At 54.4% G+C, this 24,916-nt stretch carries 15 protein-coding genes; 3 read left to right on the top strand and 12 right to left on the bottom strand.

Annotated elements, in window-relative coordinates:
• Positions 1–25: 25 nt before the first annotated feature.
• The 4 genes from mltG to FUA23_RS03760 all read right to left on the bottom strand — a co-directional run bounded on the left by mltG (position 26) and on the right by FUA23_RS03760 (position 4,080).
• A complete protein-coding gene (mltG, locus tag FUA23_RS03775) occupies positions 26–1,045 on the bottom strand; it encodes an endolytic transglycosylase MltG (protein ID WP_147929387.1) in 1,020 nt (339 codons plus the stop codon).
• 419 nt (positions 1,046–1,464) lie between these two features.
• The gene (panB, locus tag FUA23_RS03770; RefSeq protein ID WP_147929386.1) at positions 1,465–2,286 is read right to left on the bottom strand and encodes a 3-methyl-2-oxobutanoate hydroxymethyltransferase; all 822 of its coding nucleotides are present in this window, start codon (positions 2,284–2,286) and stop codon (positions 1,465–1,467) included.
• Between the two features lie 111 nt (positions 2,287–2,397).
• Complete coding sequence (locus FUA23_RS03765) at positions 2,398–3,312, bottom strand: OmpA/MotB family protein (protein ID WP_147929385.1); 915 nt, start codon at positions 3,310–3,312, stop codon at positions 2,398–2,400.
• Positions 3,313–3,555: 243 nt separating this feature from the next.
• Positions 3,556–4,080, bottom strand: coding sequence for a GAF domain-containing protein (locus FUA23_RS03760; RefSeq protein ID WP_147929384.1), 525 nt, complete (start codon positions 4,078–4,080; stop codon positions 3,556–3,558).
• 224 nt (positions 4,081–4,304) lie between these two features.
• Here FUA23_RS03760 and FUA23_RS03755 point away from each other — a divergent pair, with 224 nt between their 5' ends.
• Complete coding sequence (locus tag FUA23_RS03755) at positions 4,305–5,030, top strand: alpha/beta fold hydrolase (protein WP_147929383.1); 726 nt, start codon at positions 4,305–4,307, stop codon at positions 5,028–5,030.
• A 10-nt stretch (positions 5,031–5,040) separates the two neighbouring features.
• Positions 5,041–5,475: a MarR family winged helix-turn-helix transcriptional regulator gene (locus FUA23_RS03750; RefSeq protein WP_187270875.1), complete on the top strand. Its 435-nt coding sequence runs from the start codon at positions 5,041–5,043 to the stop codon at positions 5,473–5,475.
• 604 nt (positions 5,476–6,079) lie between these two features.
• On the opposite strand, the gene FUA23_RS03745 is transcribed toward FUA23_RS03750, so the two are convergent.
• Together FUA23_RS03745 and FUA23_RS03740 are read right to left on the bottom strand one after the other, a co-directional pair.
• Positions 6,080–7,429: a RagB/SusD family nutrient uptake outer membrane protein gene (locus tag FUA23_RS03745; RefSeq protein WP_147929381.1), complete on the bottom strand. Its 1,350-nt coding sequence runs from the start codon at positions 7,427–7,429 to the stop codon at positions 6,080–6,082.
• Positions 7,430–7,466: 37 nt separating this feature from the next.
• On the bottom strand, positions 7,467–10,571 hold the full coding sequence (locus FUA23_RS03740) for a SusC/RagA family TonB-linked outer membrane protein (RefSeq protein WP_147929380.1): 3,105 nt from the start codon (positions 10,569–10,571) through the stop codon (positions 7,467–7,469).
• 941 nt (positions 10,572–11,512) lie between these two features.
• On the opposite strand from FUA23_RS03740, the gene mfd reads away from it, so the two are divergent.
• On the top strand, positions 11,513–14,938 hold the full coding sequence (mfd, locus tag FUA23_RS03735) for a transcription-repair coupling factor (protein ID WP_147929379.1): 3,426 nt from the start codon (positions 11,513–11,515) through the stop codon (positions 14,936–14,938).
• On the opposite strand, the gene FUA23_RS03730 is transcribed toward mfd, so the two are convergent.
• The 6 genes from FUA23_RS03730 to FUA23_RS03705 form a co-directional block, all read right to left on the bottom strand.
• The gene (locus FUA23_RS03730; RefSeq protein WP_222706985.1) at positions 14,922–15,347 is read right to left on the bottom strand and encodes an SRPBCC domain-containing protein; all 426 of its coding nucleotides are present in this window, start codon (positions 15,345–15,347) and stop codon (positions 14,922–14,924) included. The two genes, mfd and FUA23_RS03730, sit on opposite strands and share 17 nt — an antisense overlap.
• 115 nt (positions 15,348–15,462) lie before the next feature.
• Positions 15,463–17,595, bottom strand: coding sequence for a TonB-dependent receptor plug domain-containing protein (locus FUA23_RS03725; RefSeq protein ID WP_147929377.1), 2,133 nt, complete (start codon positions 17,593–17,595; stop codon positions 15,463–15,465).
• Positions 17,579–19,990 carry a bifunctional YncE family protein/alkaline phosphatase family protein gene (locus FUA23_RS03720; protein WP_147929376.1) on the bottom strand — a complete coding sequence of 804 codons (2,412 nt, stop codon included), beginning with the start codon at positions 19,988–19,990 and terminating at the stop codon, positions 17,579–17,581. The genes FUA23_RS03725 and FUA23_RS03720 overlap by 17 nt, the downstream gene beginning before the upstream one ends.
• Before the next feature lie 298 nt (positions 19,991–20,288).
• A complete protein-coding gene (locus tag FUA23_RS03715) occupies positions 20,289–23,453 on the bottom strand; it encodes a TonB-dependent receptor (protein WP_187270874.1) in 3,165 nt (1,054 codons plus the stop codon).
• A gap of 105 nt (positions 23,454–23,558) precedes the next feature.
• Positions 23,559–24,131 (bottom strand): Crp/Fnr family transcriptional regulator, encoded by a 573-nt coding sequence (locus FUA23_RS03710; RefSeq protein WP_147929374.1) that lies wholly within the window; start codon positions 24,129–24,131, stop codon positions 23,559–23,561.
• Positions 24,132–24,217: 86 nt separating this feature from the next.
• Positions 24,218–24,772, bottom strand: coding sequence for a Crp/Fnr family transcriptional regulator (locus FUA23_RS03705; RefSeq protein ID WP_147929373.1), 555 nt, complete (start codon positions 24,770–24,772; stop codon positions 24,218–24,220).
• Positions 24,773–24,916 lie beyond the last annotated feature (144 nt).

The raw sequence follows: 24,916 nt of genomic DNA, 5'->3' as shown, positions 1-24,916 counted from the left end.
AATCAGCCTGACCGTACGGCCGGCGTCACCGCAAACCGCGGGCTTTGAGGTTGGCAACGTAAACAGCCCGGTTGCGGGCGTGACCTGCGGCTGATTTCGCAAAGTTGTGCAAGCCCGAATTATCGCCCACGGCACACATGTAGATGTAGTCGTGATCTTCGGGGTTCAGCACAGCTTCAATTGCGCTGATCTCCGGCATGGCGATGGGCCCGGGCGGCAGGCCGTAGTTGAAGTACGTATTGTAAGGATGGTCGACCTCGATGTGTTCGTAAAGTACCCGGGAAATTCCGAAGGCGCGGGTAGCAAATACAGCGGTAGGGTCAGACTGCAGCTTAACCCCCTGTTTCAGCCGATTAAGGTAAAGGCCGGCAATGCGCGGCTGCTCTTTGCGCGCCAGGCTTTCGCTGTGTACTATACTCGCCAGCGTGTATGCTTCGGCGGGCGTGAGACCTTGTTTTTTGGCCTTGGCGCGCCGCTCTTCGTTCCAGTAACGGTCGTGCTCTTTGATCATGCGTTCCACAAACTCCTGAGGGCTTGTGTTCCAGTACATATCGTAGGTATTGGGGATAAAAAGAGTCTGCAGGGTTTCTTTGGTATAACCGATACTCTTGAGGTACTCCTCATCCTGAAAGAGACGGACGAAAGCGAGGCTGTCTGCCTCGAGAAACCGGGCGGCTTTGGCGGCTACGTTTTCGGGTTCGCGCTCTACGGTAAGAACCACGTTTACCGTTTCCCGGCTACCGCTGCGAAGCTTGCGGATAAGACCGGTGTAGCTGTCTCCCGGCGTAAGGCGGTAACGACCGGAACGCATCGGATCCTTTTTCCAGGCCATTCGTTCGGCCAGAGGGTCGAAGATGGACCGGTTGGGCAGGATTCCCTTCTTCGCCAGGCTATCCATTACCTGCTCGTAGTTCGCCCCGGAGGGTATTGTGATAACGACGGGTTCCCCTTCGGGAACCAGGGGAGCAACCATTACCGTATAGTAGGCAAATGCCCCCAAGGCCAGGCCGGTCAGGAGAAGAAAGAAGATTATTTTTTTCAGCATCCGGTTGATGGTAATTTCGGCGCGCGAAGGTACAGATTAACAGGGCGGGGCCGCAGGTGCAGGGTAAGGTTAAAGGAACAAGGCTGCTCCCAGCCAGCAGGATCTCCCAGGGCTGACGCATAGGCCAGTTAAGCCGTGTTAAACCCCCACCCCAACCCCTCCCCACGGGGGATGGGCTCGTGAAAACGCTACGCGTTTTGGGTTGCAAGCTCTTAGGCGATGAATATGATCTCGAGCTAAAAGCTTAAAATCGAATCCTATGCGTCAGCCCTGGCAGGATCTCCTCTCAGCGCTTGGCTGATATGACTTCGGCTTCGTTACTCAGAACTTTCTCCAAAAACTTACGCTGCACCCGCGGCCGCGCCCAAATGGAACGCGATCACCCCCCAAACCGTGCGGCTCCGGCAAAACCGCCGATGCTAATATTGCTCTTTATCGCTTGGAAAATCCCCGGACTTAACGTCGTCTACGTACTGTTCCGTAGCGCCCTTGATAACGTCGAACAATTCGGCGTAGCGCCGCAGAAAACGCGGGTGAAAATCTTTTGTGATGCCCAGCAGATCATGGGTAACGAGTACTTGCCCGTCGCAGTCTGCTCCGCCCCCGATGCCGATAGTAGGGATGTCGATGGCTTCGCTGACTTTTTTTGCCAGGTCGGCCGGTATTTTCTCGAGGACCAACCCAAAACATCCTAGTTCTTCCAGCAACTTGGCGTCTTTGACGAGCCGGCGGGCTTCAGCCTCCTGTTTGGCTCGTACGGTGTAAGTACCAAACTTATAAATCGACTGCGGCGTGAGCCCGAGGTGCCCCATCACGGGAATTCCTGCGGAAAGGATGCGACTGACGCTTTCCTTCACCTCCTCGCCGCCTTCCAGCTTAACGGCATGGCCACCGCTCTCCTTCATGATCCGGATGGCCGACTTCAGCGCCATCTTGCTGTCGCCCTGGTAGGTACCGAAGGGTAAGTCGACCACCACCAAAGCGCGCTCAACGGCGCGCACCACGCTGGAGGCATGATAGATCATTTGGTCTAACGTGATGGGCAGAGTTGTCTCGTGACCAGCCATAACATTACTAGCCGAGTCTCCGACCAGGAGCACATCAGCTCCGCCCGCATCGAGGATGCGGGCCATCGAATAATCGTAGGCAGTAAGCATGGCAATTTTCTCACCTGCTTCTTTCATTGCCCTTAGCGTCATGACGGTGACGCGCTTTGCTTCTACTTTCTTGTGTACGCTCATGGGCCGTAAGTTAGCGAGTTAGGCTGTTTGCTTGTTAATAACGGGTAGCAAAAACGAAAACGCCTCCCACCGCTGAGCGGTGAGAGGCGTCTCGTTTGACCAGGTAATTGCTTACTTGGTAGCGGGCATTTTGGCCGGGTCGAGCAAGTCGTAAAACTGGTTCAGTTTGGGCAGCAGGATTATGCGGGTCCGGCGGTTGGTACTGCGGCCTTCGGCGGTAGCGTTGTCGGCCAGGGTGTTGTACTGACCGCGGCCGGCGGCGACAAGGCGGTTAGGATCGATGCCGTACTGGTTCTGCAGGGCTTTCACCACCGCTGTTGCGCGGAGGACGGATAGGTCCCAGTTGTCTTTCACCAGTGGGGTGTTGATGGCGACGTTGTCGGTGTAGCCTTCCACCATCAGGTCCAGGTTCGGGCGGCTTTTGGCGATAGCCGCAATTTTGGACAGAACCTCGCCGGCGCGATCGGTAATCTGGTAGCTGCCCGATTTGTAGAGCATCTTGTCGGACAGGTTGATGTACACCACTGTTTTATCGACTTTGATCTCCACATCCTGATCGTTTATGCCCTCCCGGAGCACTTGCTTGAGGTTGACCGCCAGGGCGAGATTGATGGAATCGGCCTTCGATTTGGCGTTTTGCAGCAGGCGGATGTATTGGTCTTTGCCTTCCAGTTGCTTCAGGGTATTTCCGATGTTGGCGTTGGCTCCCTGGCTGAGAACAGTCAGGTCACCTACCTGGGTCATTTGGCGATCGCGTTGCTGCTTGAGGTCGGCAATCTGATCGTCCATTGATTTGATGCGGGTATTGGCCGCTTCGAACTGGCTCGCGATAGTGGCTTCCCTGCGTTCGCAGGTAGCGAGGCGCTCTGCGTAGCGGTTGAGCTCCTGATTATTCAGGGAAATGGTTTGGTCCCGCTGAGACAGTTGCTCCGCTGAGGATGTCTGGATTTCCTGGTATTTCTTTTTGCTTACGCATGAAGTCAGGCCTACAATCAGGACAAAGGCGATGACAAAGATTTTTTTCATTGTATGGTTAAGAGTTGGGGTTGGGCCTTTTTCAACCAGATCAGATTATGCTGGTGCTTTCGTAAGACCCGTCTGTTGTTCGGAAAAAAAATTACTGTGGTTAAGCCGGAAGGCCCGCCCCGTAAGACTCGATCATCGAAACAGTAGCGGCTTCAGCATCATAAAGAGTGCACTTCTGCACTCCCGTCACCTCCCGAATCCTTAATTTTTTCTTAAAAACCCGCCAGCTTTTCCCCTACCCGATCAATTACTGAAAACCTCCGTCAGAAGCTCCTCCAAAGCGGACGCATCAACTTCGTCGAAAGAGCCGGGCAGCGTGGAGTCCACATCGAATACGCCCAACAATGAACCATCCTTTCTGCGCACCGGCAATACGATCTCTGAACGGCTGTTAGGGTCACAGGCGATGTGCTCCTTCCCCTGAATGAGAGCATGGGTATCGTCCACAATTTTAGTCTCTCCAGTTTCCGCAACTGTTCCGCAAACACCCCGGCCAAACTGGATGTACAAACATCCCAGCGTGCCCTGGTACGGCCCCACGACCAGTTGGTTTTCGCCACGTACGAGATAGAAGCCTACCCAGTAAAAATATGGGATATAGGTCTTGAGCAAACAGTTGATGGTTACCATTTTCACCTGTTCATCAGCTTCGTCGCCAAGGGTGCCAAGAATCGCACTGCGGGCCTCGGCATAAACGACCCGTTTCTGATCGGGGCTGAGAGGCCGTGAAGGTTTGATAAAGTAAGGTAACTCTGCGGTTGCGGACATTAGTTGGTTTGTTGTTCTGTTGGTCGTAAACGCTCATAGTTCGCTTTTAGATTAAAATAAGCCAACTGTATTTTACTCCGGTGCGTTTCTATGGTTCAAAGTAAAACCAAAGACCAATAGAACCAACAGCTTTTTTCCTCAGCAAATTTGGCCGTGAACCGCTCGACGCTCCGATTTCAGCCGACCGGCTGTACGTTCGCCAGTACGGCAACGGACCTAAAATAATGCTTTCGGTGCACGGCTTCGGGCGCAACGGACGGCGTATGGAACGGCTGGCCCTCGCGCTCGGCCGCGAGTTCACCACCTTTGCTCCTGACCTGCCTTACCACGGCAAATCGGAATGGGTGGAGCAGCGCTATTCTCCCGCCGAGCTTGCCGGGCTGTTCAACATTCTTCTGGCCGATTACCGGGATCGCCCGGTTTACCTGCTGGGCCACAGCCTGGGTGGCCGTATCCTCAGCAACACTTTACCTTTTCTGGACCATCCTGATATCCGTGATCTGGCGCTGGTAGCGCCCGATGGCGCGGGCGGGCGCTATACGAACTGGATCGATACCTTACCGAAATCGCTCATCCGGCCGTTGGCTAAGTTTACCGAACGGCCGCGGTACCTGCTGAAGCTTAGCAATTTCCTGCGGCGGCGTGGTGTAATCAATCGTTACTCTGCAGAATACCTTAACCATAACCTGAAGGATGGCACCTTTCGCCGACGGATGGCAGGGAGCCTGCGGAGCGTATTGCTGTTCCCCCCCAGCCCGGCAAAACTGGAAGTGGCCCTGAAGAAAAGGGAGATGAAAGCCACCGTTTTTGCCGGAGACCGGGACCCCTTGTTGCACCACGAACGGCTGGAGGCAGTGTACGGCCCATTACCCTCCGTTCAGGTCGTGCCTTACACCGGCAGCCACTGGCTGCCGGAGCAATTGCTCTACGACTATTACCTTAGCCGTTAAATACCCCATTTTGAGCCAGCTATCCTACGACAACGTCGGTACCCTGTTAGACCGTACCACCCGCCTCCTGAAAGCACATTTCCAGCGGGCATTTAAGGATGCCGGTGTAGACCTGACGCCTGAGCAGTGGGTAGTTCTCGATCACCTCCACAAAGAAGGCTCTTCTTCTCAGACTGACCTTGCCAACGGCACTTTCAAGGACGCGCCAACCGTTTCCAGAATCATAGATAAGCTGGCAAAAAAAGGGATGGCTGCGCGAACGCGCTTTCCCAACGATCGTCGGCGCTACCAGGTAGCCCTCACCAAGAAGGGAGAAACCATTCACGAACAACTTCTACCGAAGGTAGAAGCGTTGCGCGTACAGGCCTGGAGCGGGCTCTCGGAAGCTGACTATGCTGATTTGACGCGGATCCTGGACCGGATTCGGGACAATTTCCCGGAGTAGTCCGCCGATTTGCGGTAAAATGCCCGCTTCCCAGGGAATACGACCGTCCTTTTTCCGGCGCGGGCGCGGGTGCAATGTTTGAATAACCGGCGGGTCGCCAGTCCAATTCTTTTAGCCTGGCGAAGCCGGATAAAAGTTGGCCTGTCGACTCCCGCCTCACCTCAACTGCCGTCCTGCCTGACCACTCCCGCCTCTCCTTCCGCCCCGTCCTGCATGAGCACTCCCGCCCCCAGGGCTAACGCATAGGCTAGTTAAGCCGTGTTACCCCCCGCCCCAACCCATCCCCACGGGGGATGGGCTAGTGAAAACGCTACGCGTTTTGGGTTGCAAGTTCTTAGGCGGTGACTATGATCTCGAGCTAAAAGCTTAAAATCGAATCCTATGCGTCAGCCCTGACCCCGGCCCCGGAAAAAAAACGGCCTCAAGCGAAAGACAATCCAAAGGCTATCGTTACCTCCAGTCTCATCTTGCCTGCCGCGTTGAATTAAGCGTACACCCCACAGACAAACTTCCCCAACGTCACCCGGCACCTGCGGCCGCGCAAAAAAGAACCCTCCCTCGAACGAGCATTCGGAGGAGGGCACATTTTTTTGGCATATTCAGGTCAATATCCCGGGTTTTGCACCAGATTATTCCCCATAACATCCAACTCTTGCTGCGGCAGAGGATAGACGCGGCGAAAATCAGCTAAGCCGACTACTTCGTTTAGTTTGCCCAATCGAACCAGGCTACGGAAGCGCTGGCCTTCGGCGAAAAACTCCCACAGGTACTCGTCCAGAAGTTTATCGACGAAGTCTTCCGCATTATCGTGGGGAGGTAGTCCTGCGCGCTCACGCACGGCGTTGAGGTCAGCCAGGGCCTGATCGTCGTTACCCGCATCATCATCGAGAAAAGCCGCCTCGGCGCGGATAAGGTAGATCTCTGCCATGCGGATGATGTAGGCCGGGTTAGCCTGGTTAGCAAAATCTTCCGCTTTCACAAAGCGCTCGCCGTTAAATCCATCGATGAAAGCAATCAACGCCCTGCGTTCGTCGCCCTCGGTAAAACTTTCAATCAGGCTTGGTTCGGGCCTTACCTCATCGCGACTAATTGTGTAGGTGGCCAGGCTCGAGGGATCAAGAGTTGTGTACGGCAGTTCGAAAATCGACTCAGGGCTACCGTCGACAGTGTAAATACTTGCCACATCATCGACGAGCATGAAACTGGGGTTATCGATCACTGCTGTAGCCAGAGAAATGGCCTCTGTGTAATCTCCCTTATGTAAAAGTGCTCGGGCGAGCAGCCCCTGAGCTCCTGCTTTCGTAAGTTCGGAATTATCACCTGAGTCAGGGAGGTTATCCACAGCAAACTGGAGGTCGGCGATCACAAAATCGTAAGATTCAGAAACAGAAGAGCGCTCCGGGTTTTGCAGCTGCGTCAGGTTGCCGTTATTAGATTCACTGACGATGGCCAGACCAAAATCGGAAGAGAGGTCGAAGTGTTCGGCGTAATGAGTGAGGAGGTCCAGGTAAGCAAGCCCCCGTAGCCCACGGGCCTGTGCCAGTAATTCGGTTTTTTCCTCTTCTTCGAAGCCGGTTACTTCTACCGCGGGGAGTTTATCGATCACCTCGTTGGCCGCATTAATGGTGCGGTACGCTTGCGCCCACAGTTGCAGGATATTGTCGTTACGGGTAGGAATTGCTCCCTGGTCCGGCGCCTGGAAACCCTGAAAAAAGCCCTGAAAATCTCCTACATCTACGTAATTGTCGGAGGTGTATTGAAAATAAGCGCCGTAGTAGCTTTCGCTTTGCATGGCATCATAGATACCCGCTACGGCAGAACGTGAGGCAGCTTCGCTTATGAAGGCCTGATCCGGGTTGATGGCGACTTCGCTGGTGGCGTCGAAGACATCACAGGAAAAGAGACTGAGGAAGGCGACCGCCGGAAGCAGCCGTTTTATGCTATAAATTTTCATAGTTGTTTTTTCTTTTTGTCGGTGATGAACGGGTTCATTAAAGACCGACCTTGAGGCCGAATACGTACGACTTCGCCTGGCCCAGGCCACCGAAATCTTCGCCGGGCGTGAGCACGGAATTACCTCCACGGGAGTTCACTTCCGGGTCTACGCCAAGGTAATCGGTTGCTGTAAACAGGTTTTGCCCCCGGAAGAATACCCGGGCACTCCGCAGAGGAATGGCCTCAAACAGTGCGGAAGGGAGGTCGTAGCTTACCTGCAGGGTCTTGAGGCGCAGGTAAGATGCATCCTCCAGCCACTGGGTGCTGTATTCCTGCCAGTTTTGGGGAAGTTCTTCGATTACGTTTCCGTCGGAGTCAAAGGAATATCCAAGGCTGGCCCGGGGAATATCGGTCTGATCTCCCGGCTGGCGCCAGCGATTGTCTTCCACACGTTGGGTATTGTTCCCGTAAGGAAGGAAGAAGCCGCCATAATTGAACGACCAACCTACCTGCTCCTGCGCAAAGCGGCTGTGGTTGTTCACGTAGTTCCCTTTGCTGAACTGCAAAAATGCGCTTAAGCTGAACCCTTTATAACTGAAGGTATTGGTGATACCACCAAAGTAGTCGGGCCAGATACTCAGGTTCTTCCCGTCGGCATCACGAGGTATAGCGCGGTCGTCGTTATTGATTATACCATCTTCGTTCAGATCGGTAAAGATCGAATTACCCGTTTGAGGGTCTACCCCCTCAAATGGGATAAGGAAAAATGACCCTAGCGGTTCTCCTTCCTGTAGAATATGTCCGTCTCCCTGCACCTGCTCATCCTGCTCCAACTTGACGACCTCGTTTTCGATGGTGGAGATGTTGAAGTCGGTTGTCCACTTGAAGCCACCCGGGGTGGTCAGGTTAACTGTGTTGAGGCTGAATTCAAGGCCAGTGTTACGCACCTCTCCGATATTACGAAAGGCGGTAGTATATCCGCTGGTAGCAGGCACGATGGAACGCAGCAGCAGATCGGTAGTAGATTTATTGAAGTAATCAAACGTAAAGTTGACCCGGCCATCGAGGACGCTGAGGTCGAGCCCCAGGTTGAGTTGTGAGGTAGACTCCCAGCCCAGCTCGGAGTTCCCCAACTGGTCGGGACGGCTCGAGGGTGTACCGGCAAACTGGCCACTGATGGACCAAAGCGAGCGCGAGGCAAAATTACTGATCCCCTCCTGGTTTCCTGAGATACCGTAACTGGCCCGCAACTTAGCATCGTAAAGCCAGGAGGAAGTGGCGAGGAAGTTTTCGCCGCTCAGGCGCCAGGCCAAAGCGACCGACGGGAACACACCGTAGCGATTGTTCTCTCCGAAACGGCTTGAACCATCGGCCCGGGCGCTGAGGGTGACGTAGTACTTCTCGTCGAAGTTGTAATTAATGCGGCCGAGATAAGACTTAAGCCCCCAGCCGGTACCAAACGTGCCACCGTCGGTGATATCTGAGGCAAGCTCCAGACCACCGAGCACATCGGTGGCAAAGTTCTGACCGTTGATGTCTACAAAGTCCCGCGTGTTTTCCTGCATTGTGAACCCTCCCAGCAGATCCAGGCTATGGCGGCCACCAAGCAGAAAATTGTACGTCAGGATGTTCTCGTTAATCCACGTCAGGGATTCAGCGCTGGAATACTGGGCTTCACCGCTGATGCCACCTCGGATAGACTGGAAGGTATTCGATGGGTAAAACAGGTTGTCCTTCAGAAACTGGTAATCGACGGACCATGAACTGCGGAATTTGAGGTTGGTCGCCAGCTCCAGCTCACCATAAACCGTACCAAGATAGCGGTTGGTGATGGTGTTACGTTCGTAGAGATCAGTAGCTGCGCGGGGATTCTCGAACGCCCACCAGCTGTAATAGTTAAACGGATTAGCGTAAGAGCCGTCGTCTTCGAGAACGGGCATAGTGGGGTCGGCAGCCAGGGCGTTGATCATTACGCCGTACAGCGAGTTGTCCCCGATCGTGGATTCGGCGTTGGAACGGGAAACGAAAGTAGTGACACCGACGGTTAATTTATCGTTGAGCGATGCATCGAGATTGGCACGTGCGCTCATCCGCGTAAAGCCGGTACCCTTCTGGTAGCCTTCCTGATCGAGGTAACCTCCGCTGACAAAGTACCGAAGGTTCTCGTTACCGCCCCGGGCGCTAAGTGAGTACTCAGAGATCGGCGCGTCGTTACGAAGAATTTCACCGTACCAGTCGGTATTCTGCAGTTCCGGGTCGTCGGGATTACCGATAAAATTGAAGTTATCGGGATTAGAAAACCAGTCGGCGGGCAGACCGTCATTGGCCGCCGCTTCGTTCATCATCACGATGAATTGCCGGCTGTCCATCATATCAATAACCCGCGTGGGGGCCTGCCAGCCGGTACTTACCTCGAAGTCGATATTGGCCTCTCCGCTCGCGCCCCGTTTGGTATTGATCAGGATCACACCGTTGGCGCCCCGTGAGCCGTAGATGGCCGTAGCCGAGGCATCTTTAAGCACCTGAATGGAAGCGATATCATTAGGGTTAATGTCCGAGATCGAGCTGAACTGATACCCTCCGGTAAAGAGGTTAGAGTTATCTTCAGTCACCATCGGTACGCCGTCGATTACGTAGAGTGGGTCGCTGCTGGCGGTCACAGAGGTTGCACCGCGAATGTTGACGCGGGGCGCAGCCCCCGGCTGGCCGGAACTGGCCATGATCGTTACACCGGCAGCGCGGCCCTGAAGCGCCTGATCCACTGAGGTTACTACGCTCGCGTTGAGATCATCGCTGCTCACGTTGGAAAGAGCCACCGTTATGTCGCCCCGTTTCTGTTCGCCGTATCCTACTACGATGACCTCGTTGAGGTTAGTACCCTCGGAAAGAGTAACATCTATCACTGACTGCACACCGATTTCGACCTCTTGAGTGGCAAAACCCGTGTAAGAGAAAACAAGAACATCGGCACCATCAGGCACGGTGATCGAATAGTTTCCGTCCAGGTCTGTAACGGTTCCGGAAGTGGTTCCTTTGATCAGGATATATACACCGAGCAAAGATTCGTTGTCGGAGGCTGAAGTTACCGTTCCGGTAATTGTACGCTGCGCCGTAAGGGAAGCAGACAAGGCAAATAGTAGTAATAGTAGAGGTAGTCTCATATGGGGGGTGTGATAATTGTGAGTTGGTTAGGTAATCCAATGGCCAGCACAGGGCTTCTTCCCATCGGATATAACCTCTTTTTGAGGGCATACAAAATTCAAGAAATAAATGACTTTAATTCTGAATATTGATCCAATATCAAAATTTAAATCCACAACAAATCACTATGTCAAAACATAAAACGAACACCCCATTCAAGATTCGAAGCTTTGCCACAGTAGAACCAAGTCACCTGGTAGATTATTCCGCAGGACGATTCCCTGACAGAATGATTTACTGAAATTAAAGAGTGATTTTTTTTGCGGGACCGCAGGTGCAGAGGGAGGATTTTTACAAGGCAGTGCAGCCCTGCACCTTCCAGCTTTGCTCCTCTCCGGCGGGTCGCCAGTCCAATTCTTTTAGCCTGGCGAAGCCGGATAAAAGTTGGCCTGTCGACTCCCGCCTCACCTCAACTACCGTCCTGCCTGACCACTCCCGCCTCACCTCAACTACCGTCCTGCCTGACCACTCCCGCCTCACCTCAACTACCGTCCTGCCTGACCACTCCCGCCTCACCTCAACTACCGTCCTGCCTGACCACTCCCGCCCCCAGGGCTAACGCATAGGCTAGTTAAGCCGTGTTAAACCCCCACCCCAACCCAACCCTGCTGGGGAGGGGCTAGTGAAAACGCTACGCGTTTTGGGATGCAAGCTCTTAGGCGGTGACTATGATCTCGAGCTAAAAGCTTAAAATCGAATCCTATGCGTCAGCCCTGACCCCGGCCTCAAGCGAAAGACAATCCAAAGGCTATCGTTACCTCCAGTCTCACCTTGCCTGCCGCGTTGAATAAAGCGTACACCCCACGGATAAACTTCTCTAACGTCACCCGGCACCTGCGGCCGCGCAAAAAAAAGCGCACCTTGAAAAACCGAAGGCAAAGCCCAGCGGTTACTACACCAGATGTCCTTACCCAACCCCTCCGAACAGCTCCTCCAGCGCTACGCCGATAGCCCCCGGATCGAAGAAATTGCCCGTCTCAGCCGGGAAGGAAATGCACCACGCATTCAAATCAAAGGGCTCGCCGGTTCTCTTGAAAGTTTCCTTATTGCCGGGAATTACCGCCACGCCGGCGGACACTATCTCGTAGTGGCAACAGACAAAGAAGAAGCGGCCTACATCCAGAACACCATCGCCGAACTGTTGCCGAAGAAGCAGGTCCGCCTGCTGCCCGACAGCTTCCGCCGCCCGCTCTACTTCGAGGTCCTGGACCCGACGAACGTACTGCTGCGCACCGAAACGATCAACTACCTCACCCACTCCAAATCCAAGGGCGAGATCGTGGTGACTTACCCCGAAGCATTGTTTGAACAGGTCGTCGCGCCCCGCGAACTAACCAAGAGCCGGATCGAACTCACCAAGGGTGAGGACATCGATGTGGACACCATTATCGAAGTACTCGTTGAATACGGTTTCAAGCGGCAGGAATTCGTTTACGAACCGGGGCAATTCAGTATCCGGGGTGGTATCATCGACATCTTCAGCTACGGCAACGAATTCCCTTACCGGATCGAGCTGTTCGACGAAGAGATAGAATCCATCCGCACTTTTGATCCTCTGGAGCAGCGTTCGATTGACAGCGTTGAATACGTAAGTATTATCCCTAACATCAACACCAAGTTTGAGCGGAATCAAAAGACGAGCATCTTCGAGGTGCTCCCGCCCGATACTTTCATCTGGATGCGGGACTTTCAGTTGTTGATGGACAAACTCAACGAGGCATTCACCAAGGCCAACGAATTTGCCCAGAACCTGACGCTGATTGAAGACGCTGAGATTGCTGCCATCTTCCGCGACCGCGCTTTTATTCGTCCCGGCGAAGTATTGGAAGACGTGAAGGAAAAACCTATCGTCTTTTTCACCAACTACAAACAGAGCCTGCCGATCAATCATACGATCGATTGCCGGGCCAGGCCACAGCCGAGCTTCAATAAAAACTTTGACCTCCTGATTCGTAACCTGCTGGAGAATACTTCGGGCGGACTGACGAACTACATCTTCGCCAACAATGCGAAGCAGATTGAGCGCTTTTATTCGATTTTTCACGACCTCGATGCTTCCGTTCGCTTCGAGCCCATCCCGATTGCTATTCACGCCGGGTTTATCGACCCCGACATGCAGGCTGCCTGCTATACCGATCACCAGATTTTTGAGCGCTACCACCGCTACCGGCTGAAGAAAGGATTTACCAAAGACAAAGCCCTGAATCTGCGGATGCTGCGGGACCTGCAAACGGGAGACCTCGTCGTTCACCTCGATCACGGCGTCGGGCGTTTTTCCGGATTGGAAAAGCTTAATATTGGTGGGCGAGAGCAGGAGTCGGTCCGTTTGGTCTATAAAAACAACGACATTCTCTACGTCGGCATCAATAGTCTTCATAAGCTGAGCAAGTACTCCGGAAAGGACGGCACCCTGCCCCGCCTCGATAAGATCGGAGGCGAAGCGTGGAAAAACATGAAGGCCCGCACGAAGAAAAAGATGAAAGACATGGCGGGCGAGCTGATCAAGCTCTACGCCAAGCGTCTGGCTACGCCAGGCCACGCCTTCCCGCCAGACGGGCATCTGCAGAACGAACTCGAGGCGAGCTTCATATACGAAGACACCCCAGACCAACTTTCGGCCACTAACGCCGTGAAGCAGGACATGATGAAGCCCAACCCGATGGACCGGCTGATCTGTGGAGATGTGGGATTCGGCAAGACGGAGATTGCTCTGCGCGCCGCCTTCAAGGCCGCGGAAGACGGCAAACAAGTGGCTGTTTTAGTGCCCACTACCATTCTGGCCCTTCAGCATTTTCGGGTATTCAAGGAACGGCTGGAGCCATTTGGCATGACGGTAGATTACGTCAACCGCTTCCGCACGGCTAAAGAAAAAACAGAAATTTATAAGAGGCTCGAGTCCGGAGAGATAGACCTCCTGATTGGTACCCACGCTATCCTCAGCAACAAGGTAAAGTTCAAGGACCTTGGTCTGTTGGTGATCGACGAAGAACAAAAATTCGGCGTAAAGGCCAAGGAAAAACTCCGCGCCATTCAGGTCAACGTAGACACCCTGACACTCACCGCCACCCCGATTCCCCGCACTATGCAGTTCAGCCTCATGAACGCCCGAGACATGAGCGTACTGCGTACAGCCCCACCCAACCGGCAGCCGATTCACACCGAAGTGCGGCAGTTCAACGAGGAGGTTATCAAAGAGTCCATCGAGAATGAAGTTTTCCGGGGAGGGCAGGCGTTCTTCGTCCACAACCGCGTAAAGAGCCTCGACGACATGGTCGTGATGATGCGTAAACTGTGCCCCGATGTCCAGTTTGCAAAAGCCCACGGACAGATGGACCCTAAGGTTCTGGAAAAAACGCTATTGGATTTCATTGACCGCCGGTACGATGTGCTCATTTGTACCAACATCATTGAAACCGGGCTCGACATTTCCAACGCGAACACCATCATCATCAATAATGCTCATCAGTTCGGCTTGTCGGATTTGCACCAGTTGCGGGGTCGCGTAGGACGCTCCAATAAAAAAGCTTTTTGCTATCTGATTGCTCCTCCTATCTCAGTACTGACACCCGAAGCCCGCAAGCGACTTCGGACCCTGGAAGAATACAGCGATCTGGGCTCCGGTTTCAATATTGCGATGAAAGACCTGGATATCCGCGGAGCGGGTAACCTTCTGGGCGGAGAACAATCCGGTTTCATCTCAGATATGGGTTACGAGACCTACCAGCGCATTCTGGAAGAGGCCGTCCGGGAATTGAAGCAGGGTGAATTCAAAGATGTCTTCGCTGACCAGCTAAAGGAAGTCTCCGACTTTGTGCGGGAAGTAAACATCGAGACGGATACGGAGATGCTCATCCCTACCCTCTACGTAGAAAGCACGGCTGAACGCTTGCGTCTTTACCAAACGCTCGACAGCCTGGAGACCGAAGAGGAATTGAAGAAATTTGCTGAAGGACTTGTAGATCGTTTCGGCAAAATCCCACCCGAAGTAGAAGAACTCTTCGACGGATTGCGGCTTCGCTGGCTCTGCCGCCGTCTGGGCTTTGAGCGACTGATTTTGAAGAACAATAAACTGTTGCTGTTCTTTATCGAGAATCCGCAGTCTTTGTATTACGAATCTGATGGTTTTACGGCTTTATCAGGGCTGATTGCCAAGGAAGGTGCGCTGCGAGGCTTGAAACTGAAGCAAAAGACCTCACCCCAACGCCTGATGCTTGTAAAAGAAAACGTTCGCTCTATGGATCAGACGCAGAAATTGCTGGAAGGGCTTGCGATTAAGATGGAGGAGATGGTTAAAGAGATTCGCGGAGAGGCTAGCCTGGCCGGGTAGGCATCCGCTCCAGTAAAGCCAGGTTCATCTCCTCGAACCCAGCCTTGGTCTCTGTCTCCAATTTCTTCCGAAAGGCAGGCACGAGCAAGCCCGTGAAGCACTCGCCGTGCTCCAACTCTGTAGTTCCGTCGCAATTATCAGTGAGTAAGAAATAGTGCTCCCCGTCGAAGATGCCGTTGAAGAGCAGTTTGCCCTTCCAGCGTAGTTCCCGGTCGGGGGTGAAGGCGAGAACCTTCGGCTTGAAATCCATACCACCGGCAGTAATGGCAACGGTATTGCCTACGGCCCAGTCGCCTTCGGCGCGGGTGACGAAGGGGTTCCACCGGGGGTAAGAGTCGAAGTCGGTGAGCACTGCCCACACCTTTTCGGGTGGGGCGGGGAGCTGAATCGTAGTTTGTATGTGTAGCATGAGGCAAAGGTCAGGAGCTTCCTCCTCTCCTCGCCTTGACATATATCAAGAGTAGAATTTCACAGTGGGCAGCGCCGGAGTTTATCCGTTACTTCGGCGCTGCCCTCCGCAAAACTTACCACCGCCAGGCAACTTCCATTCCGGCGTGGCGGCCCGCTCCGTCTACACCGGAGCCGTGCAGACGGTAAGCCGCATTGTTCAGGTTATTAGCGAAGAGTGTAACCGTCCAGGCTTTCCATTCGTAGCCGCCCCGGACACCAACAGTCAGCCAACCATCGGTACCACCCACCGCAATGCGGTGGTCGTCAACGTCGCCGCCGCTAAGCCGGCGCTGCGCGCCGGCCCACAAGAGCGAACCATCGGCAAACCATTTGCTTTTGGCGGGACGGTACAGTACGTCAAAACGACCGTGCAGCGGAGGAATGCGTCGCATCGGCTTACCGTCCGCTTCGCCACGGGTGTAGCTCAGGTTGGTAATGATGCGCCACTGATCGTTGAGCCGGAAATCGGCATCAGCCTCCGCTCCAAAGATGGTTGCTTCCGACCGGTTGACTTTGGTGTAGACATCCTGGCCTTCGTAGGTTGCTTCTCCCAGGTAGGTTGATTGCTCCCGCTCGATCAGGTTACGGAGTTGGTTACGGAATACCGTTACACCCCATTTTAGCCTTCCGCTATACTGCCGGTAGGCCAGTTCTGTGTTGAGGCTTCGCTCAGGCTCCAGATCCGGACTGGGTACCTCGATACCGAAATCGAAGCTACCAAAGCTGCTCAGGTCGTTCACGTTCGGAGCCCGGAAGCTGGAAGCTACCTTTAGTTCCAACTGCTGCCCCTGGCTCAGGTTGTAGGTTAGGCCTCCGTCCCACACCAGTGCGGTGGGTTTGAAATCGGTATTCCCAAAAGTATCATCCGTAAACTCGGTACGGAAGAGGTTGTACCGCAGACCGGCACTCACCGCCCAGTTGCCCACACGGTAGCGGTGGCTGGTGAATACCGCGTAGCTCAGGGCAGTTGCTTCCGCCGGATACAGGCCACGTTTTGGTAGGATTTCTCCTCCGTTCACGTTCTGGTCAAAGGCAGAACTGAACACCTGATCGTGGTAAGCCTCGGCACCCACAGTAGCCGTCCATGCCGGATTAAACCTGAAGCCTGCCACCGCAGCCAAAGAATTGGTATTGATACGGTCATCCTCCCGGGTGAGGATTTCGCTATCCTCTTTCTGTTTTAAGCGGACTTCCCGGCTCTGCTGATGAGCGGCTGTCACCTCAAAGCTTTCCCACCAGGAGGCTACCGGCAGCAAGCGCCAACGCAGGTAAGCGAGTTGACGCTCTTGCGGATCGAAGTCGTAGCGGGCGTAGCCCCGCTGAGCTACCTGATCGTAACGGCCGACACCGGTTTGCACCAGACCATTGTACGCTGCGGTCAGGACGCTGCGCTTGCCTGTTTTGAACTTTGCTTTTACGTCGACAGCACGTTCGTCGTAACCGGTTGCCACGAGTTCGCCCAGGTCTCCGCCACCGTGAAGGTTGCCGAAATCGCGCAGGCTGACGCCTGCGAACAAGGCTAGTTTTTCCTTTTCGACACCTACTTCAGCACGCATGGTTTTTTCCATGTCCGAGCTTCGCAGCCGCCCCAGTAAACGGCCCGTCAATAAGGTTGAATCGCCCGCAGCAAATTGTGGCTCTCTGGTCAAAACATTAATCGTACCGCCAAGCGCATCGCTGCCGTACAGTACTCCGCCCCCACCCGGCACAACCTCTACCCTCTCTACAGAGAAAGGATCTATGCTGTTGAAGTATTGGTTGGGTCCGTAGCGGTAGGTTGAATTATTGAGCCGTATTCCGTCGTAAAGCAACAACACCTGATTTCCGGTAAGGCCACGCACGAAGGGTGATCCGCCACCGTGGTTCGTCTTCTGCATCCAGACGCCGGGGACACCGACCAGCGCCTCAGCCATGGAGCGGGGCGTCTGACGATCAAGAAAATCACGACTCAACAATTGAACACTGTTCCCTGCCTCCTGCCGGGAAGCAGAGCGGCGTTGCGCCGTAACGACAACCTGGTCGAGGTCGCTGCTGAAGGTGCTCCATAAGCTGTCCTTCAACGTTGAATCCCGGACCACGTTTATTTCTGTACCCGACGGAGGAGTGTCGGTTTCAACGTTTACCCCGCTGTCGTTCTGGCTGGCAAGTTGCAGGCTGAGGCCCAGCCCGAGCAATAGCCCTGGCAAAAATTTAATCTTCGTCTTCATCTTCTCCTATTTTAATGAATGCTCCCCGGCGTGGTGCCGGTACTACGGCGTCTTCGCCCAGCACTGTTTTCCAGATAATTGCGGTAAATAGCTCGTCAGGAACCTGGTCTTCACGATCCAGGTCTATTTTTTCAGACAGCTCAGAAAGGCTGTTCTTTCTCACGTTTACAGCATCCAGGTCGATATTGGCCGGCCGGGCGCGGTAGCCTGTCGTATCAGGTGTGTTCTGGAAGCAGGCAAAAAGCGGAGTCGCCGCCGCATCATACTGACTCATCGGCGGTAACCCGAGAATGAGCTCCATTGTCCGCAGCGCGCCGGCGGTGGAGTACATCGTTGATTCCACGTGCTTCCGGCGGGTGTAGGGGCTGGCGATCAGCATCAGCGAGCGGTGCGCATCCACGTGATCGGGGCCATTTTGGGCATCGTCTTCGGTAATGAATACGGCAGACTCTTTCCAAATGGAAGACTTAGAGAGATGCTCTACGAATTTGCCGATGGCCAGGTCGTTATCTGCAACCATTGCCGCCGGCGTCGGGGACCCCAGTCTGGCACCGGAGGTGTGGTCATTACCGAAGCGAATGGTATTGAAGCGCGGCACGGCGTTGACGGCCAGCAACGAATCGAAATCCGCTTCCCAACGGGAGTAGCGGAGGGTATCCCGAATCCGCAGATTATAGCCCGGAAACTCCGTAGCCATATGCCCTTCCAGGCTTTCCAGATAGGTTTCGTTGAGGTTGGAGAACTCTCCGTAAGTGCGGTAGCTGATACCGGCACGAAGGCAGTAATCCCAGATGTAGCCCTGCTTAGGGTAACTGATTTCGCGCTGTCCTTCAAAGTCATACGCACCACCCCGGCCACCGTAGCTGGTGGGCCATACTTTTTCGGTGTAGTCCGTAGCGTAGGCAGCGGTACTCCAGTTGTGGCCGTCGGCGCTTACTTCGGCGTCGACGTAGTAGTTGTCCAGCAACACAAACTCTCTGGCCAGGGCGTGATGGTTCGGGGAAACGCTGTCAGGAAAGATGCAAAGACGGGGATCACCGTTGCCCTCGGGCATATCGCCCAGTATCTGGTCGTACGTCCGGTTTTCTTTAATGATGTAGAAGACATATTTGATGGGGCTGGGGTCCCCGACCCGGCGTGGTATCGGTCCGTTAGGATCACCAGCCGCCAGCAATTCTTTCTCTTTGGTGTAAGGCGTATTGGTATAAACCATGCCCGTGTAGCGCTTAAGACCGGCTTCATCCGGAACCGGGAACGCCGACAGGTTACCGGGGAAAAGGCGGGCGATGTACTCCGTCTCTGGCGTGCGGCGCTCGTAGGGGTTGGGCCCGTTAGGGTTGGCTTTGGTCGTCAGTCCTTTTCCGTTCACGACGTACAGCTGGTCACCGACGGCCTTTACTGCGGTTGGATACCAACCGGTGGGGATGAAGCCTTCCGATTCAGAGAAACCGGGCCGGGCCACGTCGAATACCGCCAGAGCGTTGTTGTCGGCGTTGGCAGCGTAAAGGGTCTTGCCGTCAGGAGAGAGCGCGAGGGCGTTGGTGGTACTTCCCGTTGGCGCATCGGGGTAGAGGGCACAGTTCAGTTGCTCGCTTACGGCGAGTTTATCGAGGTCAATGACAGCGACCGCATTTTCGTCGGCACAGGCTACGAACAGCCGGTTGTCGGTAGGGTGGCGCAGCAAATCATTGGGGTGATAGCCTACCTCGATGCGGGCTTTCGTCGTGAAATCAACGGGGTCGATAACGGCCACTGCGTCGTTGTCCCAAAGCGATACGTACAGTTCGTCGCGGCCTGCATCGTAAGAGCAGGCATAGGCCGACGCACCGAGCGGAGTACGGCTCAGTTTATCGCCGGTCGCCAGATCGAAGGTGTACAGGCTACTGTCGCGCTTAGTTACGGCATAGAGGTGGTTGCGTTTTTCGTCGAGGCTCAGGCCGGATACCGAAGCCACGCCTTCGGGCCAGGGCTGGGTGAGCACCAGTGAATCGATCAGTGTAAGCTCGTCTTTTTCGGTGCTGACAATCCAGACTTTATTCGTTTCTCCGCCGGAGGCGTAGAGGCGGGTTCCGGCCTGGTTGAGGGTAAGCCCCACCCAGCCGGCTTCTATTTCCAGAGTGCTCAACACCTTGGTCTTGGCCAGGTCAAGCCACTGCAGAGAGTGAATGCTCTGGCCGTTGTTCGTTACCGCCATACGCTGTCCGTTGGCACTTACCACGGCGTTCAGTGGCAGATCGCCGAGGTCGGTCTGGGTACCGATGGGCGTAAGCGCCCAACCATTAGCCAGGTGGTTTCGCTCTACTTTATCGCCCGTATTCATTTGAGGGGCGCGGCCGCAGGATGCAAAAACCGTTAGGAGCGCAAGGGATAATATTAGTGGAAGAGTATATTTCATAGCTATGTTTTTAAAGCGGCGGAGCAATGGCTTCCGCTGGCCGCGCCAGCGTGTTTCGGATTCTGCGAAAAGCTGAACTGCATCGCTGCATGAAGCCCTCAATGAAAGAGGCTCCGAAAGCTGGCCCCGGACCAAATGATCAGGAGCAACAAAGCGGAGGCCGACGGATTGCCGGCCTCCACAAAAGTTGTGATGATGAAAACAGGATTCAGAGGAGCCGCTGGGGGGCATTCACGTTGCTCCTTTCTCGAAAAGCAACCCTTGCACCTGCGGCCCCGCCTCACTATCAAATTACAGACTAGTTAAAAGTGTACCGAACGCCCATTTGCAGGCGCCATGGTGTACCGTTGATCGATTCGTTGGCGACACCGGAGTTGACGGAGTAGATGTAAGACTCTGTTTCCTGATCGAAGCCAGTGATGCTCATCAGTCGGTTTTCGCGGCTGTAGTTGTTCGTTACGCCCCATTCTTTGTTGAGAAGGTTAGCAAAGTTGAACAGGTCGGCAGTAATCTCGAGGCCGTGCTTCGTGTTGGGCAGCGTGATTTTGTAAGCGGCACGCAGATCGACGGTAGCGCGGAAGGGGTTTTTACCACCGTTACGCTCCGCGAACTGACCGAAGTTATCCTGAAGGTACTCTTTGTAGTGCTCAGGAATTTCAGGGTTATTGAGGATCTCGTTGTAAGCATCGCGAATGCCTGCGGGCGTGTTCGGGTCGGCCGGATCGTAGATGTAAGCTACATCGTTGCGCAGGTTGAAATCGCCGTTGGCGCTACGGTTGCTGTTGACGGTAAAGCCGTAGGGGCTGCCTCCGGAACCGATGACCGCAAAACCGAGGTTGAAGCCGGCGAAGCTCGGAGTTGCTCCGTTTACGATCAGCTTATTAGCGAAGTTGTTGTCGGAGATACCACGGTTCAGCGCACGCGGATCGCCCGTTACCGGCAGGAAGGTAGAAGTATTGGCCACACAGCAGTTGTAGCTGGAGTTGTCTTTCGCTTCGTTGAAGGTGTAGCTCGCGTTGAGGTAGCCATCTTTGCCGATTTTAGCGGTAGCTTCCAGGATCAGTGCAATCTGATCCAGCTCTCCGTCGGAAGTCAGAAGGAGGGTGCGCCCGACGCGGTCAGAAATACGTGATTCAGTCCAGTCGGTAGAACCATTTTCGGTGATGGTTTCCGCCGGTACGAATACATCGCGGCCGTCGCTTCCCGAAGTGAAGAAAGGATCTTCCACCAGGTTAGCCTCCTGGTAAGTGTAGTTGTTTACCGTGCGGCTGGCAAGGAGGTTGAAACCGAGGCTGTAGCGGTTGTCGAAGATGTGCGTGTAGCTGAGGTTACCCTTGAAGATAGTAGGCACCTCGAAATCGTCACTTACGGCGTTGATGGTAGAGAAAGCAGACGCTCCTTCGGGAACTCCGGGAACGGTAGAAGGATCCTCACGGTAACCTTCGAAGTCAGGTGTTGGTACAGCGTCTCCGCTTACGTCAATGGCACCGAGCAGTACACCACTGTTCTGGATGTTGTTCACCTGAGCGTAGTAGTGCGGCTGCGAGCTGAATACACCACCACCGAGGCGAACGATGTCGGTACTGCGGCCTTTGTGGTCGTAGGTCAGCTGGAAGCGCGGCTGGATGTTATCCCAGTCGGAAGGCTTGTTGTCGGTACGAATGCCGAGGTCGTCGAATACGACCTGATTGAAGTCTGCTGCGTCGGAGAAAGAGGTCGCATCCCAGCGCACACCGAAGACGGAGTTGAGGTTGGGCGCGAGATCGAATTCCACCTGGGCGAAGAGGGACATATCGATGACTGTTTGCTCAACGAGTGGAAGGCCCTGCAGTGGCACCTCCCGGGCGTAGCGCGACGGGTTCATGTTCTCGAAGTCCTCCAGTGAGTCGAAGAAGAAGCGGCCGTTCTGCTCGTTGGAGAGCAGTGTTTTCAGGCTGGTAATCATGTTGTCGGTACCGAAGGTAAAGTTGAAGCGACCAGAACTCAGGTAAGTAGTGTTGGCGATCTGGATCATGTTCTCCTCGTTGGTTTCCGGTGTAAACCGCTGGCCACCAAGCTGCACGCTCAGGGTGCGGCTGTTGCCGTTAGGGAGTACAGAGTTGACGTCAACGATAGCGCGGGGAATATTACTCGCGGGCAACTGGCTGCTCGGTACGAAGGCACGCTCAGCGTGCTGGTACTGCAACTTGAATTCGTTGAGCAGATTGGGCGAGAACGAAGTACGCAACGAGAGCAGGGTACTGTTCTCCATAGAAGAGAAATCCGACCAGGTTTCGGCAAGTTCGATGCTGCTGTTATCGCTTACGCTGAAGGGGTTGTCCCATTTGTTCCAGTTGTTACGCAGGGTGAGGGTATTCTTGTCGTCCAGTTGGTAATCGAGGCGAACGAACCAGGTGTTGGCGGTTGTCTTACGGTCGAACTGGCCTACCTGCTGGTCGTCGCTTACACCGTAGAGATTACGGGCGATTTCCTGAAAGCGGTCGAGGTTCTCACGGGTAATGCCGGTGCGGTTCTCGTCGTCTTCGGTTTGCAGGTCCGCGATGAAAACGGGTTCTCCTGCGTCCTGACGTTCGTAGACGGTGTAGAACTGGAGCTTGTCTTTGATGAGCGGTCCGCCGAGGCTGACACCGTACTGAGAGTTGTAGAAGTCTGAAGTCCGCTCGTTGCCGCGGATGTCGTACTTGCTCTGCAGACCGTCGTTGCGGTGAAAGAAGAAAACGCTTCCTTCGAATTCGTTGGTACCGGACTTGGTGGTTGCGCTGATGGAGCCACCGCCCTGGCGGCCTTCGGTTACGTCGTAGTTGTTAGTAGAAACCTCGAACTCACGCACGGCTTCCTGACTGATGGTGTAAGGGCCACGGCCAACCTCCCCGGCGGTGAGTTGGTTGCGGGCGTTCATTCCGTCGATGGTTACGTTGGTAGAGGTCCGGCGCTGACCGCCGAGGTTAAGCGAGCCGCCGCCCTGAAGCGGAGACAGGCTGGTCAGGCGGGTGAAGTTCCGCCCTTCGGAGGGCAGGTTCTTGATCTGTGCCGAAGAGACCTCAGTCGTAGAGCCGATCTGGTTGATCCGGTTACGGAGGTCGCCTCCTGATACTACGATGACGTCTAGTTCATTGGCGGAAGGTTCAAGATCGAAGTTCACTTCAAGCCGGTCCCCCTGGTTGATGGTGAAGCCAGACTGACGGGTGGTAGCAAACCCGATGTAGGTGGTGGTTACATCGTACGGGCCGCCCAGCGGCACCTGAGGAATCAGGTACTCTCCCTTCAGGTTCGTAATGGTAGCGGTGGTGAAGCCGGTTGAATTATTGATGATCGTGACGGTAGCCCCAATCAGAGTTTCACCTTCGGCATCCTGAACCACACCTCCGATGGAGGCGTTGGTGGCCTGGCCGGCCAGCAGGCCGGCGAAGAGTAAAAACACCGGGAATAATACGCCCCGTAAAATGGTAGTAGATCGTTTCATAGTAGGAGTACTCATTTGATTTTCGGCAAAATTATCGGCCCCTGCCAGCCCGCCCGTGTTACTTTTTAACATCGGTACTTTCCTTAATCAAATGTTTACTTCTGCTTAACCCTGCTCCATTTTCACCAGCAGTTTCGAGATCGTTTGCCGGCTCAGTCCCGTCAGGTTCGCCAGGTCAGCCTGCGTAACCAGTTGCGTTACGTTGTTCGCCGTAGCGCCCAATTCTTCGAGCAGGGCTGCGAGACGCTTCCGGGGTTTGAGGGAAGCGATCCGGAACAACCGAGATTCGGAACGCGCCCAGCGCATTACCATCAGGCGCACAAACCAATCGTGCAGGCTTTCGTCTTTCCGGAACGCGCGCTTGAACGCGCGGAGATCGTAAGTAATTGTTTCTACATCCGTTACGGCGCGGGCGAACTCATGGAAGCGCCCGCCGCCCAGGTATTTCAGGTTGCCACAAAACTCTTCGGGTCCGGCAATATCGTAGATGGCTTCCTCTCCTTCGGGACCATAACCACCAATCTTGACCATGCCCGATGAAATGATAAAAACCGATTCGAGGCGGTCGGCCGGTTGGTATAAATACTCTCCTTTAACGAATTTACGCGGCTTTGCTTTCAGTTCCGGTGTTTGCGGAAAAAACCGGGGGGAAAGCATACGTGTATTGATCTTGGTCATACAGACGGTATTTATGTGATTGCGTACTGTAAACCTAGGCCGGAATAATTACACAGAGGTTAATTGAGGGTTAACAAGGCAACCATCTATTTCCTGATCCGGCTCAATGTTTCCGGCGTCATCCCCAGCATGGAGGCCAGGTAGTGGAGCGGGACGGCCTCAAACAAGTCGGGGTTGAAGGAAAGCAACGCCTTATAGCGCTCCTTTGCCGACAAAGACAAGAAGCTGAACACCCGGTCCTCGATGGTCATAAAGCAGCGGGCCAGAAACTCTTTTTCAATCCGTTCCCAATTTGGAATTACCTCTGCCATTTTCAGGTAATTCTCTTCGGGGAGGGTCCATAAGCGGCAGTCTTCGAGTGCCTGAATATTCCAACGGGCCGGTACGCCGAAGAAAAGCGCATTCAAGTCGGCAACGAAGTAGTTGGGGCTGAATATCCACTGGGTGACGTCCTTGTCTCCCGCAGGTGCCCACCCTCGCAGGTAGCCATCCTGCGGGAAAGCAAGCTTGCGGACCGTTTGGCCCCGCCGCAGGAAAAAGTCTCCCTTTTTAAGGTGATCTTCGCGGAAGAGCTCTGCGATCTCGTCCGCTTTTGCGGGCGAAAGCCGGAAGGTTGGTTGGAGTAAATCAGTCAGGTGCATGTGTACCCCGGTTTAATTGTCCGAAGAATACTCGTCAGAGTCAGAGCGTGTCTATAAAATTTGAGAACTGATTTCCATACACTTACGGTTATGGCCAGATGAAAAAGTTCTTGCATACCGAACTACGGAAGCACTTTTTCGTAA

It is taken from the genome of Neolewinella aurantiaca, from assembly GCF_008014675.1.
Classification (GTDB): Bacteria; Bacteroidota; Bacteroidia; order Chitinophagales; family Saprospiraceae; genus Neolewinella; species Neolewinella aurantiaca.
Note: the sequence above shows the minus strand (reverse complement) of the source record. Positions and strands in the feature narration are given on the sequence as shown.

What these genes read in the sequence shown, in the direction of transcription:
- mltG (WP_147929387.1), bottom strand. Translation starts at nt 1,045, where the DNA reads ATGCTGAAAAAAATAATCTTCTTTCTTCTCCTGACCGGCCTGGCCTTG.
- panB (WP_147929386.1), bottom strand. Translation starts at nt 2,286, where the DNA reads ATGAGCGTACACAAGAAAGTAGAAGCAAAGCGCGTCACCGTCATGACG.
- FUA23_RS03765 (WP_147929385.1), bottom strand. Translation starts at nt 3,312, where the DNA reads ATGAAAAAAATCTTTGTCATCGCCTTTGTCCTGATTGTAGGCCTGACT.
- FUA23_RS03760 (WP_147929384.1), bottom strand. Translation starts at nt 4,080, where the DNA reads ATGTCCGCAACCGCAGAGTTACCTTACTTTATCAAACCTTCACGGCCT.
- FUA23_RS03755 (WP_147929383.1), top strand. Translation starts at nt 4,305, where the DNA reads ATGCTTTCGGTGCACGGCTTCGGGCGCAACGGACGGCGTATGGAACGG.
- FUA23_RS03745 (WP_147929381.1), bottom strand. Translation starts at nt 7,429, where the DNA reads ATGAAAATTTATAGCATAAAACGGCTGCTTCCGGCGGTCGCCTTCCTC.
- FUA23_RS03740 (WP_147929380.1), bottom strand. Translation starts at nt 10,571, where the DNA reads ATGAGACTACCTCTACTATTACTACTATTTGCCTTGTCTGCTTCCCTT.
- mfd (WP_147929379.1), top strand. Translation starts at nt 11,513, where the DNA reads ATGTCCTTACCCAACCCCTCCGAACAGCTCCTCCAGCGCTACGCCGAT.
- FUA23_RS03730 (WP_222706985.1), bottom strand. Translation starts at nt 15,347, where the DNA reads ATGCTACACATACAAACTACGATTCAGCTCCCCGCCCCACCCGAAAAG.
- FUA23_RS03725 (WP_147929377.1), bottom strand. Translation starts at nt 17,595, where the DNA reads ATGAAGACGAAGATTAAATTTTTGCCAGGGCTATTGCTCGGGCTGGGC.
- FUA23_RS03720 (WP_147929376.1), bottom strand. Translation starts at nt 19,990, where the DNA reads ATGAAATATACTCTTCCACTAATATTATCCCTTGCGCTCCTAACGGTT.
- FUA23_RS03715 (WP_187270874.1), bottom strand. Translation starts at nt 23,453, where the DNA reads ATGAAACGATCTACTACCATTTTACGGGGCGTATTATTCCCGGTGTTT.
- FUA23_RS03710 (WP_147929374.1), bottom strand. Translation starts at nt 24,131, where the DNA reads ATGACCAAGATCAATACACGTATGCTTTCCCCCCGGTTTTTTCCGCAA.
- FUA23_RS03705 (WP_147929373.1), bottom strand. Translation starts at nt 24,772, where the DNA reads ATGCACCTGACTGATTTACTCCAACCAACCTTCCGGCTTTCGCCCGCA.